General features: G+C 68.8%; 13 protein-coding genes. 4 read left to right on the top strand and 9 right to left on the bottom strand.

Annotated features, from left to right (window positions below; all coding sequences use genetic code 11):
• The first annotated feature begins 10 nt into the window (after nt 1-10).
• Genes DZC73_RS06040 through DZC73_RS06030 form a run of 3 tightly spaced genes read left to right on the top strand, consistent with a single transcriptional unit; the run spans nt 11 to nt 3,362 of the window.
• Entirely contained in the window at nt 11-1,120 is a 1,110-nt protein-coding gene (locus DZC73_RS06040; protein ID WP_161974473.1) for an acyltransferase family protein, read from the top strand.
• Nucleotides 1,117-2,328 (top strand): glycosyltransferase, encoded by a 1,212-nt coding sequence (locus DZC73_RS06035; RefSeq protein ID WP_124539249.1) that lies wholly within the window; start codon nt 1,117-1,119, stop codon nt 2,326-2,328. The genes DZC73_RS06040 and DZC73_RS06035 overlap by 4 nt, the downstream gene beginning before the upstream one ends.
• Nucleotides 2,313-3,362: an acyltransferase family protein gene (locus DZC73_RS06030; protein ID WP_124539248.1), complete on the top strand. Its 1,050-nt coding sequence runs from the start codon at nt 2,313-2,315 to the stop codon at nt 3,360-3,362. Before DZC73_RS06035 ends, DZC73_RS06030 begins: the two co-directional genes overlap by 16 nt.
• Here the strand turns inward: DZC73_RS06030 and DZC73_RS06025 are convergent.
• The 9 genes from DZC73_RS06025 to epsF are packed head-to-tail and all read right to left on the bottom strand — an operon-like array spanning nt 3,280 to nt 13,702.
• Nucleotides 3,280-4,335, bottom strand: coding sequence for a glycosyltransferase family 2 protein (locus DZC73_RS06025; RefSeq protein WP_161974472.1), 1,056 nt, complete (start codon nt 4,333-4,335; stop codon nt 3,280-3,282). The two genes, DZC73_RS06030 and DZC73_RS06025, sit on opposite strands and share 83 nt — an antisense overlap.
• Before the next feature lie 8 nt (nt 4,336-4,343).
• Complete coding sequence (locus DZC73_RS06020) at nt 4,344-5,843, bottom strand: oligosaccharide flippase family protein (protein ID WP_124539246.1); 1,500 nt, start codon at nt 5,841-5,843, stop codon at nt 4,344-4,346.
• A gap of 4 nt (nt 5,844-5,847) precedes the next feature.
• Nucleotides 5,848-6,942, bottom strand: coding sequence for a glycosyltransferase family 2 protein (locus tag DZC73_RS06015; RefSeq protein ID WP_124539245.1), 1,095 nt, complete (start codon nt 6,940-6,942; stop codon nt 5,848-5,850).
• The gene (locus DZC73_RS06010) at nt 6,918-8,192 is read right to left on the bottom strand and encodes a hypothetical protein (RefSeq protein WP_124539244.1); all 1,275 of its coding nucleotides are present in this window, start codon (nt 8,190-8,192) and stop codon (nt 6,918-6,920) included. Before DZC73_RS06010 ends, DZC73_RS06015 begins: the two co-directional genes overlap by 25 nt.
• 7 nt (nt 8,193-8,199) lie before the next feature.
• Nucleotides 8,200-9,096: a glycoside hydrolase family 16 protein gene (locus DZC73_RS06005; RefSeq protein ID WP_161974471.1), complete on the bottom strand. Its 897-nt coding sequence runs from the start codon at nt 9,094-9,096 to the stop codon at nt 8,200-8,202.
• Nucleotides 9,089-10,273 (bottom strand): glycosyltransferase, encoded by a 1,185-nt coding sequence (locus DZC73_RS06000; RefSeq protein ID WP_161974470.1) that lies wholly within the window; start codon nt 10,271-10,273, stop codon nt 9,089-9,091. Before DZC73_RS06000 ends, DZC73_RS06005 begins: the two co-directional genes overlap by 8 nt.
• A gap of 58 nt (nt 10,274-10,331) precedes the next feature.
• Nucleotides 10,332-11,369 carry a glycosyltransferase family 2 protein gene (locus DZC73_RS05995; RefSeq protein WP_124539241.1) on the bottom strand — a complete coding sequence of 346 codons (1,038 nt, stop codon included), beginning with the start codon at nt 11,367-11,369 and terminating at the stop codon, nt 10,332-10,334.
• Nucleotides 11,359-12,267 (bottom strand): polysaccharide biosynthesis tyrosine autokinase, encoded by a 909-nt coding sequence (locus DZC73_RS05990; protein ID WP_124539240.1) that lies wholly within the window; start codon nt 12,265-12,267, stop codon nt 11,359-11,361. Before DZC73_RS05990 ends, DZC73_RS05995 begins: the two co-directional genes overlap by 11 nt.
• Before the next feature lie 4 nt (nt 12,268-12,271).
• Nucleotides 12,272-13,702 carry a chain length determinant protein EpsF gene (epsF, locus tag DZC73_RS05985; RefSeq protein WP_124539239.1) on the bottom strand — a complete coding sequence of 477 codons (1,431 nt, stop codon included), beginning with the start codon at nt 13,700-13,702 and terminating at the stop codon, nt 12,272-12,274.
• A 349-nt stretch (nt 13,703-14,051) separates the two neighbouring features.
• Here epsF and DZC73_RS05980 point away from each other — a divergent pair, with 349 nt between their 5' ends.
• Nucleotides 14,052-14,723, top strand: coding sequence for a hypothetical protein (locus tag DZC73_RS05980; protein WP_124539238.1), 672 nt, complete (start codon nt 14,052-14,054; stop codon nt 14,721-14,723).
• Nucleotides 14,724-14,749: the final 26 nt, after the last annotated feature.

Raw genomic sequence — 14,749 nt, 5'->3', positions numbered from 1 at the left:
CGGAGCGCGCATGTCGTCGCCCGGGTTCTCGCGCAACGTCAATGGCTTTCGCGGGCTGTGCGTGTCGCTGGTGTTCCTGCACCACGTGGCGCACTCCGGGCTGCCACCCGCCGCGGACCCCGAGTCGCTGTGGCAGCTCGCGCTGCAGGACCTCTTCATGAGCTTCGGCTACGGCGTGGAACTGTTCTTCATGATCAGCGGCTACGTCATCGTGCAAAGCCTGCGCCGGCATGCGAGCGTGGGCGGCTTCCTGGCCGACCGTGCGCTGCGCATCTTCCCGGTGTGGCTGCCGCTGGGGCTGGTGCTGGGCATCGCCTGCGTCGTCGTGGGCAAGCTCGGCTTCGTCGCTTCCGAACCCGCATGGTGGTTGCCGGTGGTGCTGGCCAACCTGGCCTTGCTGCCGCCGCTGGTGCCGCTGCCGCTGGTGCATCCGGCGTCGTGGTCGCTGAGCTATGAGTGGCTGTTCTATCTGGCCTGTGCCGCGCTGGCGCTGTGGTCCCGCTCGGCGACGAGGTCGCGCATCGTGCTGGTGCTGTGGATCGTGGCAGCGGCGTGGCTCATAGCCGCCATTCCGCGCTCGCTGTTCTTCCTGCCGGGTGTCGCGCTGGCACTGGCGCCTTCGGTGTTCGCGCCCTTGCAGCGCGCCACGTGGCTGGGCGCTTTCAGCCTGCCGCTGATGCTGGCCTGCTGGTACAGCACGGGCATCTTCGCCGCGCAGTTCGGCACGCCGCTGTGGTCGGTGGTCGCTGCGGGACAGGGAATCGCCGTGCTGGTTGCGCTGCTGGCCGGCACGCATGTGTTTGCCTGCGTTGGCGCACCGGACGATGCCGGATGGCCGCTGCTGCGCAGCCGCGCGGCGCAGCACCTCGGGCGCATCAGCTACAGCTTCTACCTGATGCATCCGGTGGCGATGGCAGTGGTCAAGCCGATCGTGGTGCGCACGGTGCCCGAGGGTTGGCCGGCAACGCTCGTGTTCCTCGCGGCGTCGGCCCTCGTGTCGTGGGCCCTGGCCTATGCCTCATGGGCGCTGCTGGAGCAACGCTTCGCGCGCTGGCTCAAGTCGCGCGGCACGGCGCCTGCGTCCGGCACGGCCGCGCTGCCCCAAGGACAATCCGCATGAGCCTCGACAACTCCCCCCGCGTGGCGGTCTACCGCTCGCCCATCCTGCCCCTGTCGGAAACCTTCATCCGCGACCAGGTGCGGGCCATGCACCGCTGGAACGCGACCCTGTTCGGCGAGACCTTGTACGACCCGCGGCCCGTGCTCGACGGCATCACCCACCAGGCCCTGTGGCGCGACACGCGCATCGGCCGCACGCTGCGCCGCGCCGACCGGCTGCTGGAGCAGGTGATGGGCTACTCGCCTGCCAAGCATCGCGCGTTGCGCACGCTGCGGCCCGATCTCGTCCACGTGCACTTCGCCACCGATGCGGTGCAGGCGTGGCCGACGCTGCGGCGCCTGGGCGTGCCGGTGGTGGTGACGCTGCACGGCTACGACATCAACACCCATGCCGACTGGTGGCATGCGGGGCATGGCGGCCCGCGCATGCGCGACTACCCCGAGCGGCTTCGCGAGATGGCGGCCGATCCGTCGGTGCATTTCATCGCCGTGTCCCAGGCCATCCGCCGCGCCGCGCTGGCGCAGGGCGTGGGAGACGAGCGCATGAGCATCCGGCACATCGGCATTCCCACCCAGAACTTCCCGGTGGAGGGTCCGCCGCCGTCGCAGCGGCGGCCGGACGTGCTCTTCGTGGGGCGGCTGGTGGAGAAGAAGGGCGGACGTTTCCTCGTCGAGGCGGCGGCTGCCTTGCGCGAGCGCGTGCCCGGTGTGCGCCTCGTGTTCATCGGCGACGGGCCGTGCCGCGACGACCTGGCTGCGCAGGCCAGGCGGCTGGATGTCGACGCACGTTTCCTCGGCGCACAGCCGCAGGCCGAAGTGCGCCGCCAGCTCGTCTCGGCGCGAGCGCTGTGCCTGCCCAGCGTCACCGCCGCCAACGGCGATGCCGAGGGCCTGGGCATGGTGCTGCTGGAAGCGCAGTGCGCCGGCGTGCCGGTGGTGACCTCGGCCAAGGGAGGCAGCGAGGAGGCCATCGTCGACGGCGTGACCGGCTTCGCGTTCGGCGAGGGCGACGTGCCGCGGCTCGCGCAGTCGCTGGAAGTGCTGCTGCGCGATGGTGCGCGCGTCGACCTCATGGCCCGCGAAGCCGCGCAGTTCGTGCGCCGGCAGTTCGACATCGGCCATTGCACCCGCGCGCTGGAGACGCACTACGACCACATCCTCGCCGATGCCGTGCTCGAACAGACGGTGCCCTCATGGAACGCACGCTGAGCGGCGGCCGCTGGCTGTGGCTGGATGCCTTGAAGGGCGTGGGCATCATCGCGGTGGTGGCGGGGCACGTCATCGACCGCGACGCGGCGCGCACCCTCTACCTGTGGCACATGCCGCTGTTCTTCTTCCTCGCGGGCCTGGTGTTCAAGCCGGACACGGATTGGCGCCGATTCGCGCGTGACAAGGCGGCGCGGCTGCTGGTGCCGTATGCGGTGTTCCTGCTGCTCCTGTCGGGCCCGGACCTGATGGCCGCGGTGGCGAGCGCATCACCGCGCGACTGGATGGCCTTCGCCGTCTCGCGTGTGGCCGGCGGCAAGACCCTGTACGGCTGGCTCGCGGTGTTCTGGTTCGTGACCTGCCTGTTCCTGTCGCAGCAGGTGGTGAATGCGTTGGTGACGCGATGCCGACCGGCCGTGGTGGTGGCGTGGATGCTGGCCATGCTCGCGCTCGCCTTCACCAACGCGATGTGGCTGCCGCGCGCATGGCTGCCGTGGGCGGCGAACGTGGTGCTGTTCGCCGCACCGGTGCTCTACCTCGGGCATCGGCTGCGGCCGCACCTGGCGTCCCATGCGATCTGGTGGTCGCTTCCTCTGGCGCTGGTGGGCCTGGTGCTCGTCGACCAGCACCTCATCGGCGACCTGGATCTCAAGAACACGCGCTATGGCACGCCGCTCGCGACCCTCGTCTTCGGACTGTGCGTGGTGCTGGGTCTCGTCGCCGTGTGTCGAACCTTCCTTCAACGCGGTGTGTTCGCGCAAGGCCTGGCCGTCCTTGGCGAAGCGTCGTTGTTCATCATGTTCACGCACATGGCCATCCAGCAGACGCTGAACGAACGGCTGGGCGTGCACGACGTGGTCCTGCGAATCGCCATTGCGATCGCGTTGCCCACGCTGCTGGTCCCGCTGCTCTCGCGCCACGACCTGTCGCGGCGCCTGCTGCTGGGTCTGCCCGTCAGGCGCGCACCACCCGCGCCCGCACCAGCCACCCTTTCAATGCCTGAGGCCGCGTCCCCGGTGCGAAGCGCCAGAGGATGAGCCGCGAGGCCACGGGCAAAGGCATGAGCAGCGCGCCCCAGGCCCACACCAGCATGGCGACTCGTGCCTTCAGCGTGAGGCCCTGAGGCGCGAAGAAGGCGCGGCACACATCGCGCAGGCAGCGCCAACGCGAATCAGGCACGGGATGCGTTGCAGGCGACAGGCGCAGCGAGCCGATGCGGTAGCCGAGGTAGTTGAGGCTGAGGTCGATCGCACCGTCCGGGATGTTCTGCCCGTCCTGTTGCGCGATGCCCTGTGCATACACCAGCCGTTGCCGCGCACGCGTCATCTGCCGCTCGAACTGGTGCACGTCCAGCTTGGCCATCGCGCCCTGGTTCTTGCCATGCACGCGGTAGCCCACCAGCGGTTTGGCGATGGTGACGACGTCACCCAGCAGCGGCGCTGCCGCGAGGCAGTAGGAATCGTTCGCCGTCCCGCAGGTGTTGTGCAGCGGGAAGATGCGGTCGAGGAACCAGCGCGAGTACGCATTGCCCGAGCCGGGCGGCGTCGGATAGGCCGTGGTGGTGCGCGCCCAGTCGCTCACCTGCCGGGCGGTGGGCACCACGTGGTACTGCGGAAAGAACGCGCCGGTCGGTTCGCCGCGCGCATCGATCACCTGCATCTGCACCTGCACCTTGCTGACCGTGGGCGACCACACCGCCACGATCTCGCGCGCCAGCGAGGGCCGCAGCACGTCATCGGAGTCGAGGAAGATGACGATCTGTCCGCGCGACAGCGCATAGCCCTTGTTGCAGGCCACGAGCTGGCCGGCGTTTTCCTGGTAGATCGCCTGGATGCGGTTGCCGTACGACTCGATGATGCGGCGCGAGCCGTCGGTGGAGCCGTCGTCGATGACGATGACCTCCACGCCCGGCCATTCCAGTGCCAGCGCGCTGTCGATGGCCGCGGCCACGTAGGCCTCGTAGTTGTAGTTGGGAATGATGACCGAGATGAGCGGCGTGTCGCTTCGCATGGCGTGAATCACCCGTTCGAGGCGGTGGAAGGCGCACGCCGGCGGGCCACGGCGGACTTGGCGAAGTCCAGCAGTTCGGTGAGCAACCGGCGGTCGAAGAGGAAGAGGCCGGCGACATACACCGCCGTGCCCAGCGGCGCCAGCACGGCCACGCGCGCGATCGCCGGCCAGCCCGGCATCGCCAGCCGTGCGGCCCATACCGCACCCAGCATGGCTGCGGCGCACAGCAGCGGCAGCCAGGACGCGCGGATCTGCTCCATCCAGCCGATGCCGCTGGCGCGACGGAACAAGGTGGTCTGCAGCACGGCCCCCAGCAGCTCGCGCGTCACCCAGATGCCGATCGCCCAGCCAATCGTCGGCACGCCGGTGACGAGGATGGCGCCCAGCACGAAGACCAGCTCCGCCGACTGCGTGATGAGCAGGTCGCGCGGACGGCCCAGCGCGGTGAGCATGGGCGTCATCAGGAGCCGCCGCGCCTGCACCAGCACCTGCAGCGACAACAGCGTGACGTAGGGCGCGATGGCCGACCAGCGCGGGCCGAAGAGGATCTCCACCACTTCGGTCGACGTCGCGCCGATGAGCACGAACGAGAAATACAGCACCACGCACGCGAAGGACGACGCCGTGCGGAAGGCTCGCTTGAAGCGTTCGTCATCGGCCCGCAGCGACGAGAGGATGGGCAGCGCCACCTGCGAGATGGCGGTGGAGGCGAGCGACCAGAAGGTGTCCACCGCGCGGAAGCTCAGGTTCATCAGGCCAGCCGCATGCGTGCCCAGCGACATGCCACACAGGATGACGAACAGCCGCTTGATGGAGAAGTTGACGAACAGCACCGACACGGCCACCACGCCGAAGCCGATGAGCTCGCGGAAGGCCACCCACTGGAAACGCAGCCGCGGCCGTTCGCGGCAGGTGATCCACAGGATGGCCGAGCCGAACAGCACCACGAACACCTGCTGGGCCACCAGCCCCCAGAAGCTGAAGCCCATCACCACCAGCGCGATGCCGGTGAGGGCGCCCAGCGTGCGCCCGACCAGCGAGCGCACGGCCAGGGTGCGGAAGTCCAGGTTGCGCCGCTGCCTCGCGACGATGGTGGCGCTCAGCGCCGTGAGCGGCAGGCACAGCGAGGTCCAGGCCAGCGCCATCGCGGCCTGCGGGTTGCCGGTGCGCGCGGCGAAGGTGGGCGCACCCAGCCAGCAGGCGGCCATCAGCACCGCGCTCAGGGCCATGGTGGCGGTGAAGGCACTGTCGTAATGGGCCTCGCCCACGTCGGTGCGCTGCACCAGCGCGTCATGGAACAGCATGCTCACCAGCACCGTCATCAGCTCGATGACCGCGAGCACGATGGAGAACAGCCCGAAGTCCGACACCGACAGGAAGCGCGAATAGATGATGAGCGAGGAGAACGAGATGAGCGCGAGCCCGCCGTTCTCGGCGACGCTCCACAGGGCCGATCGGGCGGCCTTGGCGCGGTTCGCGGTGGCGGGCAGTGGTGCGGTGGCGGACATGCGTTCAGGTGGTCGGGCTCGAGGGACTGGGGTGAGGCGTCTTGCCGGTGCCGAACCAGGCGGCGAACTTGCGGCGCACCGGCTGTACCAGCGCGGCGCGGCTGAAGCGAAGAAGAATCAAGGGCCGTGCCAGCCAGCGCGGACTGCACAACAAGGCGGTGAGCCAGGCCGCGTGCATGAGCTTGAGCGCCGCGGGCAGCGGGCGCTTTCGCAGCAGCGACATGCCGGCGCGCCACAGGCCGGCGGCGGTGTCGGCCTCGTCGCCTTCGTAGCGCTCGCCCAGCTTGCGGTTCATCAGCCGGTAGTTGACCGAAGGCAGGTCGTAGTCCAGCAGGTTGCCTTTGGGCAGCGCGACACCATGCGAGGCGGCATGCTCGCGCAGCGCCTGCAACTCCACCACGCGGATCGCCACCTGCTTGGCGAAGCGCTCGCCGATGGAGGCCGAGGCCGCGCCGTGGTAGCTCTGGTTGGCATCGTGCAGGCGGTAGTAGCCCAGTGCGCGAGGCACCACCATCACGTCGCCGTACAGCGGCGCGACGGTGTTCAGCAGGCCGTCGGGGGCCTTCTTCACGGTGAGCGGCATCACCAGGTCCAGGAAGCTGCGCGAGTAGGCATTGCCCGTGAGCACCGGCCACACGTAGGTGCCGAAGCGGTCGAACTCGCGGCGGATCTCTTCCGGCCCATACGGCTGCACGTAGTTGCAAAAGCGCCGCCCCAGCATCTCGCCCTGGCCGTTGATGACCTCCAGTTCGAACTGCACCTTGGTGCAGCCGGGGCGCCAGGCGCGGTGCACCGCTTCAAGCGCTTCTCGATGAAGCAGGTCGTCCGCATCGAGGAAGAGCACGATGTCTCCCCTTGCGTGCGCATAGCCGTTGTTCAGTGCCGCGATCTGCCCGGCGTTGGCCTGGCTCACCACGCGGATGCGGTCGCCGAAGGCAGCCAGCACGCCCGCCGAGCCGTCGGTGGAGCCGTCGTTCACCACCACGATCTCGTCGGGCGGCACGGTCTGCGTCAGCGCGCTGAGGATGGCGTCACCCACGTAGCGCTCGTAGTTGAAGCAGGTGATGACCACGCTCAGTGTGGGATGGTCGTTGCCCATGCGGTACTGCCTTTCGTGGTGGAAGGGTCCGGCGCGGTGAGCCGGGGCCACATCGCGCAGGTGATGAAGATGAGCAGAAGCGATTCCGGTGCCAGCAGGTTGCCGCCCAGCAGCAGCCACTGCAGCATGAGCGCCACGCGCAGGCGGATGGGCACTTGCGAGCGATGGATGGCCGCGACGATGAGCGCGCCGAAGGCCAGCATGCCCAGCAGGCCGTATTCGAAGACCAGCTTGCCGTAGGTGGTCTCGCACACGTCGAACATCTTCTGGGTGGTGCCCGGCCCGTGGCCCAGCAGCGTGCTCCACAGGTTGGAGTCGATCTGCTCCAGCACCAGCTTGCCCGGCGCGATGAATCGGCAGTAGGCGCTGCTGCGGTCGGAGCCGAATTCGCCGATGCGGTCCAGCGTGTACTGGATGTTCAGCGCCTCGCCGAACACCAGCACCACCGCACAGCCCACGACCGCGGCGGCGGTGACGCGCCACAGCGTGCGCTGCCCGAGCGGGAACAGCATTGCCACCGCCAGCGCGAGCAGGCCCGAGCCGGAATACGACAGCACCAGCGCGAGCGCCAGCGTGGCCATCACCCACTTGCGCTTGGCCAGCGTGGTCTCCACCATCAGCGCGAAGGCCATGTAGAACGAGAAGCCCGAGGCTTCGCGCAGGAAGAAGCCGTTGGACTTGATGTGCTCGCCGACCACGTTGGTGGTGTTGTAGGTGCCCGAGCTGCGGATGGACGCCGGGATGTAGGGCGTGAAGTCGAAGAGCCAGGGCGCGTGGATGGCGTATTGCCCGAAGTACTGCGCGATGCCGGCGACGGCGATGGCCAGCATGAACGCCACGAACAGCCGCATCGCGCGCTGCCAGGCTTCGGTGCTGTCGGCCTTGGCGTCCTGCACCATGATGAATGGCAGGTACATCACCGCCAGCAGCAGCCAGGACCCGACCGAGGCCACCTGCCGGTAGTCGAAGGACGCGTTGGTCACGAGGCTCATGCCGCTGACCGTCACGACCCCCACGTACAACAGGCCCATGCCGGGGTGGATGCGTCCGGCGTTGCCGATCGTCATCGCGGCGACGAGGCCGTACATCGCGATCAGCGTGGGGTGCACGGAGAAGGTCGCGCTGACCGCCAGGCCGAAACGGTCCAGCAGCGTCAGTGCCAGCAGCGCGAAGACGAACGCCACCGCGATGGCATTGAAGCGCGGCGTGAATTGCGCTTCGCTCGACGGCAGGGCGACAGCCAGGCTCACCGCTGCCTCACCGTTGCCACACCCGCACGTACTTCACCATCAGCTTGGCCGGGAATGCCGCCGGGTCAGGCCGGCCCGGCCAGGCGCCGCCCACCGCGAGGTTCAGCAGCACGTGTGCTGCGCCGCCATCGGAGCCGTCGCGGTGCACCCACTTGAACTCGCGGTCCACCACCAGCACGTCGTCCACGTAGTGCCGCACGCGGTCGGGCAGCCATTCGGCGGAGTAGGTGTGGTAGTCGTCCTTGAAGTCGGTGCCGGGCTTGTAGGTCTTGTTGTTGTTCAGCAGCGAGGAGGCCACCGGCAGCACGTCCTTCACGCCGCTGTGCACGAAGTGGAAGGTGTTGCGCGTCGTGTCGCGGCCGTTGTTCACGACCTCCAGGATGTCGATCTCCGGCGGCCACTTGCCGTCCTGCGGGTTCAGCCAGAACGCGGGCCACATGCCGCGGCCGTCGGGCACCTTGATGCGCGCCTCGAAGTAGCCGTACTGGCCGGACCATTTGGAGCGGATCATGCCGCTCTCGATCTTGCCGCGAATGGCGCCTTCGGGCGTGCGTGCCACCAGCGCCAGCGCGCCGTCCTCGAACACGTGGTTGTCGTTGTCGCGGTAGCGTTCCCACTCGTCGTTGAGCGCGTCCTGCTGGCCGTTGTTGTAGATGTAGCGCGTGAAGAACTCTTCGCGCATGGCCTCCACGCTGGTGACGCTGCGACCGAAGTCCCAGTCCTTCACGAGCTTGTAGCCCTTGCCGCGAATGGGCGCGGGTTCGTCCACGCTGTCCGGCTTGGGCAGGCGGCCATGGCGCGAGGCCGAGTCCGCGCAGCCCACCGTCGCGGCCAGGCCGGTGGCGGCGAGCAGGCGTTGCAGGGCCTGGCGGCGGGTGGTCAATGGTCGGGGCGGCTCATGCATCGGCACTCCTTTCGTCGCCGACCCGTTGCCCGCCGCGGTGTTCCGCGATCGCCTGCAGATAGAGTTGTCGTGTGGACCGGCCGATGGCCGTCCATGAATCGGCCACCGGCACCGGCGCGCGTTGCGGCCGGCGGGTGATGCCATCCTGGAGTTCTCGTGCCAGCTCGGCGATGTCTTCGCTCGCGATCAGCGCGCCGTCGACACCTTCGTGCATGTCTTCCGCGAAGATGCCCACGCGGCTGGCGATCAACCACTTGCCCAGCCCCTTCACGAGGAAGTACACGCCGCTCGCGTCGATCTGCCGGTACGGGAACACGAAGCTGTCGGCCTCGGCGAACACCGCGGCCATCTCCTCCTCGCTCAGGCGGCGGGGGCGGATGTCGAACTGCTCCTGCAGCCCGAGTTCGGCGATGCGCTCGACCAGCGGCGCCATGTCCATGCGCGGGCGCCCGGCCACGATCACGCGCAGCTCGTGGCGCACCTCCACAGGCAGCGAGCCGACGGCCTCGATCAGCAGGTCCAGCCCCTTGTAGGGCTTGATCTCGCCGAAGAGCAGCACCGTCCAGCGCGGGTCGCGTGTGGCACGCGCCGGTGGCGCGGGAACGCTCAGCTGCAGCGGCCCATGCGGGATCACGGTGATCTTGTGCTCGGGCACGCCGCGGTCCAGCAGGGCCTGCCGGCCTGAGCGGGTGTGCACGATGAGCTGATGCGCGCACTTCATCGGCGTGTCGTGCCCGAAGCGCTGAAGCCACGACATCTTCTGGCCGTTGTAGGGCACGGTGTCGTGCACCGTGAGCACCAGCGGGCACCAGCGCCGGATGAGCGCCATCGCGATCACGTCCAGCGGCGGCACCACGATCCACTGGAAGTGCACCACGTCCGGCTTGTGCCGGCGCACCTTGGCCAGCAGCTTCACCAGGCCCGCGAAGTGGGCGATGCCCTTGGCGACCGGCTTGAGCTTGTCGGGAATCCAGGAGGCCTCGTCGGTGCGGCGGTAGAAGAACGGGTCGGTGAGGGGCAGCGGCAGCTCCTGCCGGTCGGCGCGGCGCGTGGGCCGGGTCATCCACATCGGCGCGATGCCGTTGGCGACCAGGCCTTGCGTGAGCGCGGCGTCGTAGGGCGGGGTGAACAGCGAGGGGTCCACCAGCATCACATCGAGCTTGGCGGATTCGCTCATTGGGTAACCTCCGTGCTGCGCACTGCGGTGCGAGCGCCTTCGGGCGGCCGGGCGTTGCTCATGACGCGGCCCCCGGTGCATCCAGCCCGCGCGCCATGCTCGCGTGCCAGGGTTGTTCGCGCAGCGTGGCCAGTCCGAGCAGGAAGCCCAGCGCCCAGGCCGCGTGCATGGTGGCCGCGGCCGGGCCGGCCAGCAGCCCGCAGGGCGATTGGTGCTTGAAGGCCAGGCCCAGTGACGTGGCGCCGAGCACGGCCACATACAGCGCCGGCCACAGCAGCAGCCAGGGCAGCCAGGCGGCGAGCAGCAGGCATGCGGCCGACAGCGCGAAGTGCACCGGCAGCGCCAGTTGCCGCGCGCGCATCGAGCCGGGATGCCGCCTCACGGTGCGCGAGCGTCCGCGTCCGTAGGCGAAGTACTGCCGCGCCAGGCCCCGGAAGGAATCGCGCGGGTGGTAGCCCAGGCGGATGTCCGCATCGAGGTACAGCCGGCTGCCCAGGCGTCGCTGGCGGCAGTCCAGTTCCGCGTCCTCGTTGTGCGTGAAGCTCTCGTCGTAGCCGCCGGCACGTCGGAAGCTCGCCATGCGGAAGGCGGCATGGTGGCCATGGTCGATGAAGCCGCTGCGCCTGCCGCCGCGGTGTGCGGAACCGCCCGAGCCGACCGGCGTGTCCGACACCCAGGCCACCGCGCGCTGCAGGCAGCTGTGGCCGGTGGAATCCATCGGTACCACGACCGCATCGGCCTGCGTGCGGTCCAGCGTCTCGACCAGCTGGCGCACGTAGCCGCGAGGGTAGACCGCGTGCGCGTCGCAGCGCACGAGCACGTCGGCATCGTGGCCGGCAGTGCGCGCCGCCAGGTTCACCGCGGCGCTCTGGATGCGCTTGTCGTTGTGCATCACCGACAGCAGCGGCCGCTTGTGCGACAGCCGCTGCACGATGCCCACCGTGCCGTCGGTGCTGCCGCCGTCCACCACCACCATCGACACGCGGGCGTCGGCGGGCAGGTCCTCATGCAAGGCATTCACCACGGCTTCGATGCCGCGGGCTTCATTGAGGGTGGGGATGACGACCAGGATGTTGCGCACGGCCTCAGTGCTCATTGATCAGCACCCCGGCCAGCTTGGCTTCGCTCTTGGACACTTGCGAGATGAGCGTCTGCATCGCGTCCATGCGGGTCGTGTTGCGCCGGCCGATGACCATGCCCGCGCCGCACTTGGCGGCCAGCACGCGCGCATCGGCCCCATGGCAGGCGGCGGGCGTGTCCACCACGATGTGGTCGAACTTGCCCAGCAGCTCGCGCATCAGCAGGCCGAAGGCCGAGCGCTGCACCAGCTCCAGCGGGTTGGGCGGCAGCGTTCCCACCGGCAGCACGTACAGGCTGGGCAGGGCGCTGGACTGGTGGATCACGTCCGCCTCCGCCCGGCCTGCGAGGATGTTGCTCAGGCCCGCGCGGCCGGCCACGCTGAAGATGTCGTGCTGGCGCGGCGTGCGCATGTCCGCATCCACCAGCAGCGTGCGCGCGCCCAGCTGGCTGAAGGCCACCGCGAGGTTGGCCGCGAAGTAGGTCTTGCCGTCGCCCACGTTGGGGCTGAGCACGGCGAGTGCACGCCGCGGCTGGTCGGGCGACAGCACGCCCATGATGAGCTGGCTGCGGATGTCGCGAAAGGTCTCGGCCTGGTCGCTGAAGGGGTCGCGCGCCATCACCAGCTCTTCGCTCAGTGCGACGGCGTCGTCTTCGGTGGCGCAGGGGTAGTGGAACTGCTGCGACAGCGCCCACAGCACGTCGCCGCTGCTGGCCAGCTTCAGGGAGATGGCCGCTTCGCCGAAGCGCACGCGGTGGTCGCGCGAGAAGCGCAGGATCTGCTCCACCTGCGCGTCGTCGATCTCGCGCACCTCGCGCAGCAGGTCACCGATGGAGCGGTCGACGATGCGGGCCATCGGCTCGTCGGTCAGTCGCGGCGGGGCGCCCGGGGTGCCCGTGTAGGTCTGAGTCTTCATTGCATCACCCGTTCGTGGCGGGAGGGGGGAGCACGCGCGCCAGGTGCGACATCCATCGCAGGCGGTACGGGCTCACGGCTTTGGCCTTCCGGTGCGAACTCAGCACGCCCAGCATGGGCTGCTTGAGCAGCTCCACCACGTCGCGCTCGGTGCGCAGGCGCTGGTCGCGCTTCTCGCGCAGCACGGCGGCGGCCACCGCCAGCAGCAGGCCCACCAGCACCGCCACGGTGAGGTTCAGCACCAGCTTGGGCGCCGAGGGCAGGGCGGGCGTGGTGGCGTGCTTGAGCACCGACACGTTGGTCTGCGTGGTCTGGCTTTCGACGCTGGACTGGTTGGCGCGCGTCTGCACGGCCTCGTAGGAGCGCTGCGCGTTCTCCACGTCGCGTTGAAGCACCGCGGCCTCGTCGCGTTGTGTCTTGAGCTGCAGCAGCTTGGCGCGCTGCTCCGACACGGCCTGCCGGGCCTGGGCCAGGCGCGTCTGGTTCACGTCGTTGGTCACCGTCAGGCTGCCGGCCACGCGCTTGGTCTCTTCGTCGATGCGCTTGCGGAGCTGGACGATGTTGGAGCGCAGCTCCAGCACGTCGGGGTGGTTGTCGCCCAGGCGTTCGGTGAGCTCGTGCAGCCGCGACTCCTGCTTGGACATCTCGGTGCTCAGGCCGATGAGCAGCGGATTGGTCAGGACTTCGGGCAGTTTCTCAGGCCGCGTCACCGACTGGCCCTGTCGGCTGCCCGATTCGGTGGCCACGCCTTGCATCAGCACCAGCTGCGAGGTGAGTTCCTGCAGGCGCTGGTTCTCCACATCCAGCCGCTCCTCGCTGGCGACGATCACACCGTTCTTCTGTTGGTATTCCGACAGCTTCTGTTGGGCGCGCTCCAGCTCGTCGCGCAGTTGCTTGCCGCGGGTGTCGAAGATCGAGGTGTACTGCTTGGCCGGTTCGACACGCAGTTCCAGCGTGGTCTCGATGTAGGACTCGACGAAGGCATTGGCCACGGCGGCAGCGAAGGCCGGGTCGGGCGCGGTGTAGCCCACCATGATCACGTTCGAATCGCGTCCCGGCGAGGCGTCGAGCTTGCGCAGCAGCCGCTCCGACAGCCAGGACTTGAAGTCCCCGCGTCCGTCCGTGGCCTCACGCCATTTCTGCTGGTAATCGGGGTCCTGCTCGAGCTTGAGCCGGCGGATCGCGCCCAGCGCGACGCGTTCGCTTTGCAGCACGCCCATCTGCGTGGCCATGTAGCCCACGGTGGTGAGGCCCGGCAGCACCACGCCGGCGATGGGGTCGGGCGATTTCACGTCCAGCACCACCGAGGCCGTCGCGGTGTATTGGGGTGTGCGCAGCAGGCTGATGGCGGCCGTGAGGGACACCACCGCCAGCAGCACGAGCACTGCAAAGCGCCAGCGGGCGCGCAAGAGAATGAAGATCTGGGCAGCCGTCATGGGGACTGCTCTTGCAAATTCCGGGCTAACCCTGAGTCGAGGCCCGAATGGCCGGCCAGTGTGCGGATGCCGTGCAATCGGCACCCCGGCTGTGCACCTTCGTCTCCAAAGGCAATCTTGCGCAACCGGCGGTAATGACCTCGGCACCAACGTGGAGGCGAATCGCACAGGCCTGGCGGATTCGCTTCAGAAAAGGGAATGAATTCCCAAACGACGCCCGGGCGACGGGTCAGGCGTGCTCCACCTGCAAAAATGTCCCGTCAGGACATCGTCAGGCGTGCGGAATGCACGCGCGTTTTGCGGGAGATGCCGGCAGACTCCACGGCGCATCCAGTCCATTTGCACAAACATGGCCACTCTGCACAACATCAACTCCAAACGGCTGATCTCGCTCGCTGAACGGCTGCAGTTGACCACGCAGGAGGAGGCCGCCGGCCATTGCCTGTCGGTCTCGCTGGACTTTGCGCTGGCGGCCAGGCAGTTCTACGGCGTGGAGTCGCGCCTGATCAAGTGGTCGGTGACGGACGACCGCAACTACGTCGACCACTGGGCCGTGCTGCTCGACGACGAGCGCGTGCTGGACATGACCCACGTGCAGGTGGACGGCCGAGCCACGCTGGTGGCTCGAATCGCCGGCTACCCCGCCAACTTCCGCGACGCGCGCGTCTATCCCGCCGAGCTGCTGACGGATGCCTATCTGGAGTCCCAGCAGCAGGAGACAGGGCGCCTCACCAACCGCTTCCTGTGGACCTGCGGCTCTCGCCTGTTCCGCCACGACGCGAAGGCCGCGATCGCCGCGCGCGACCTGGCCGGGCTGCGCGTGGCCCTGCGCCAGGGTGGGCAGTTCCTGGGCCTGTTCCTGATGGGCTGCATGACCCGCTGGCTGGAAGCCCGCGCCCGCCACCTGATGGGCCGCCTGCGTGCGCAGCCCGATCTGTCCGACCGCATGAAGCCGGCCGAGCGCCGCGCCGACTACGCCGCCACCACGACTGCGGATTTCCGAATCACCGCAGTCGGCTGAACCCCACGGTGGCACACTGCCGCCAC

Origin of the sequence: Rhizobacter terrae (assembly GCF_003852895.1) — a bacterium.
Taxonomy (GTDB): Bacteria; Pseudomonadota; Gammaproteobacteria; order Burkholderiales; family Burkholderiaceae_C; genus Albitalea; species Albitalea terrae.
Note: the sequence above shows the minus strand (reverse complement) of the source record. Positions and strands in the feature narration are given on the sequence as shown.

Excerpts from the sequence above, each read along its gene's own strand:
- DZC73_RS06030 (WP_124539248.1), top strand. The coding sequence starts at position 2,313 with ATGGAACGCACGCTGAGCGGCGGCCGCTGGCTGTGGCTGGATGCCTTG.
- DZC73_RS06040 (WP_161974473.1), top strand. The coding sequence starts at position 11 with ATGTCGTCGCCCGGGTTCTCGCGCAACGTCAATGGCTTTCGCGGGCTG.
- DZC73_RS05995 (WP_124539241.1), bottom strand. The coding sequence starts at position 11,369 with ATGAGCACTGAGGCCGTGCGCAACATCCTGGTCGTCATCCCCACCCTC.
- DZC73_RS06005 (WP_161974471.1), bottom strand. The coding sequence starts at position 9,096 with ATGCATGAGCCGCCCCGACCATTGACCACCCGCCGCCAGGCCCTGCAA.
- DZC73_RS06025 (WP_161974472.1), bottom strand. The coding sequence starts at position 4,335 with ATGCGAAGCGACACGCCGCTCATCTCGGTCATCATTCCCAACTACAAC.
- DZC73_RS05990 (WP_124539240.1), bottom strand. The coding sequence starts at position 12,267 with ATGAAGACTCAGACCTACACGGGCACCCCGGGCGCCCCGCCGCGACTG.
- DZC73_RS06015 (WP_124539245.1), bottom strand. The coding sequence starts at position 6,942 with ATGGGCAACGACCATCCCACACTGAGCGTGGTCATCACCTGCTTCAAC.
- DZC73_RS06035 (WP_124539249.1), top strand. The coding sequence starts at position 1,117 with ATGAGCCTCGACAACTCCCCCCGCGTGGCGGTCTACCGCTCGCCCATC.
- DZC73_RS05980 (WP_124539238.1), top strand. The coding sequence starts at position 14,052 with ATGGCCACTCTGCACAACATCAACTCCAAACGGCTGATCTCGCTCGCT.
- epsF (WP_124539239.1), bottom strand. The coding sequence starts at position 13,702 with ATGACGGCTGCCCAGATCTTCATTCTCTTGCGCGCCCGCTGGCGCTTT.
- DZC73_RS06020 (WP_124539246.1), bottom strand. The coding sequence starts at position 5,843 with ATGTCCGCCACCGCACCACTGCCCGCCACCGCGAACCGCGCCAAGGCC.
- DZC73_RS06000 (WP_161974470.1), bottom strand. The coding sequence starts at position 10,273 with ATGAGCGAATCCGCCAAGCTCGATGTGATGCTGGTGGACCCCTCGCTG.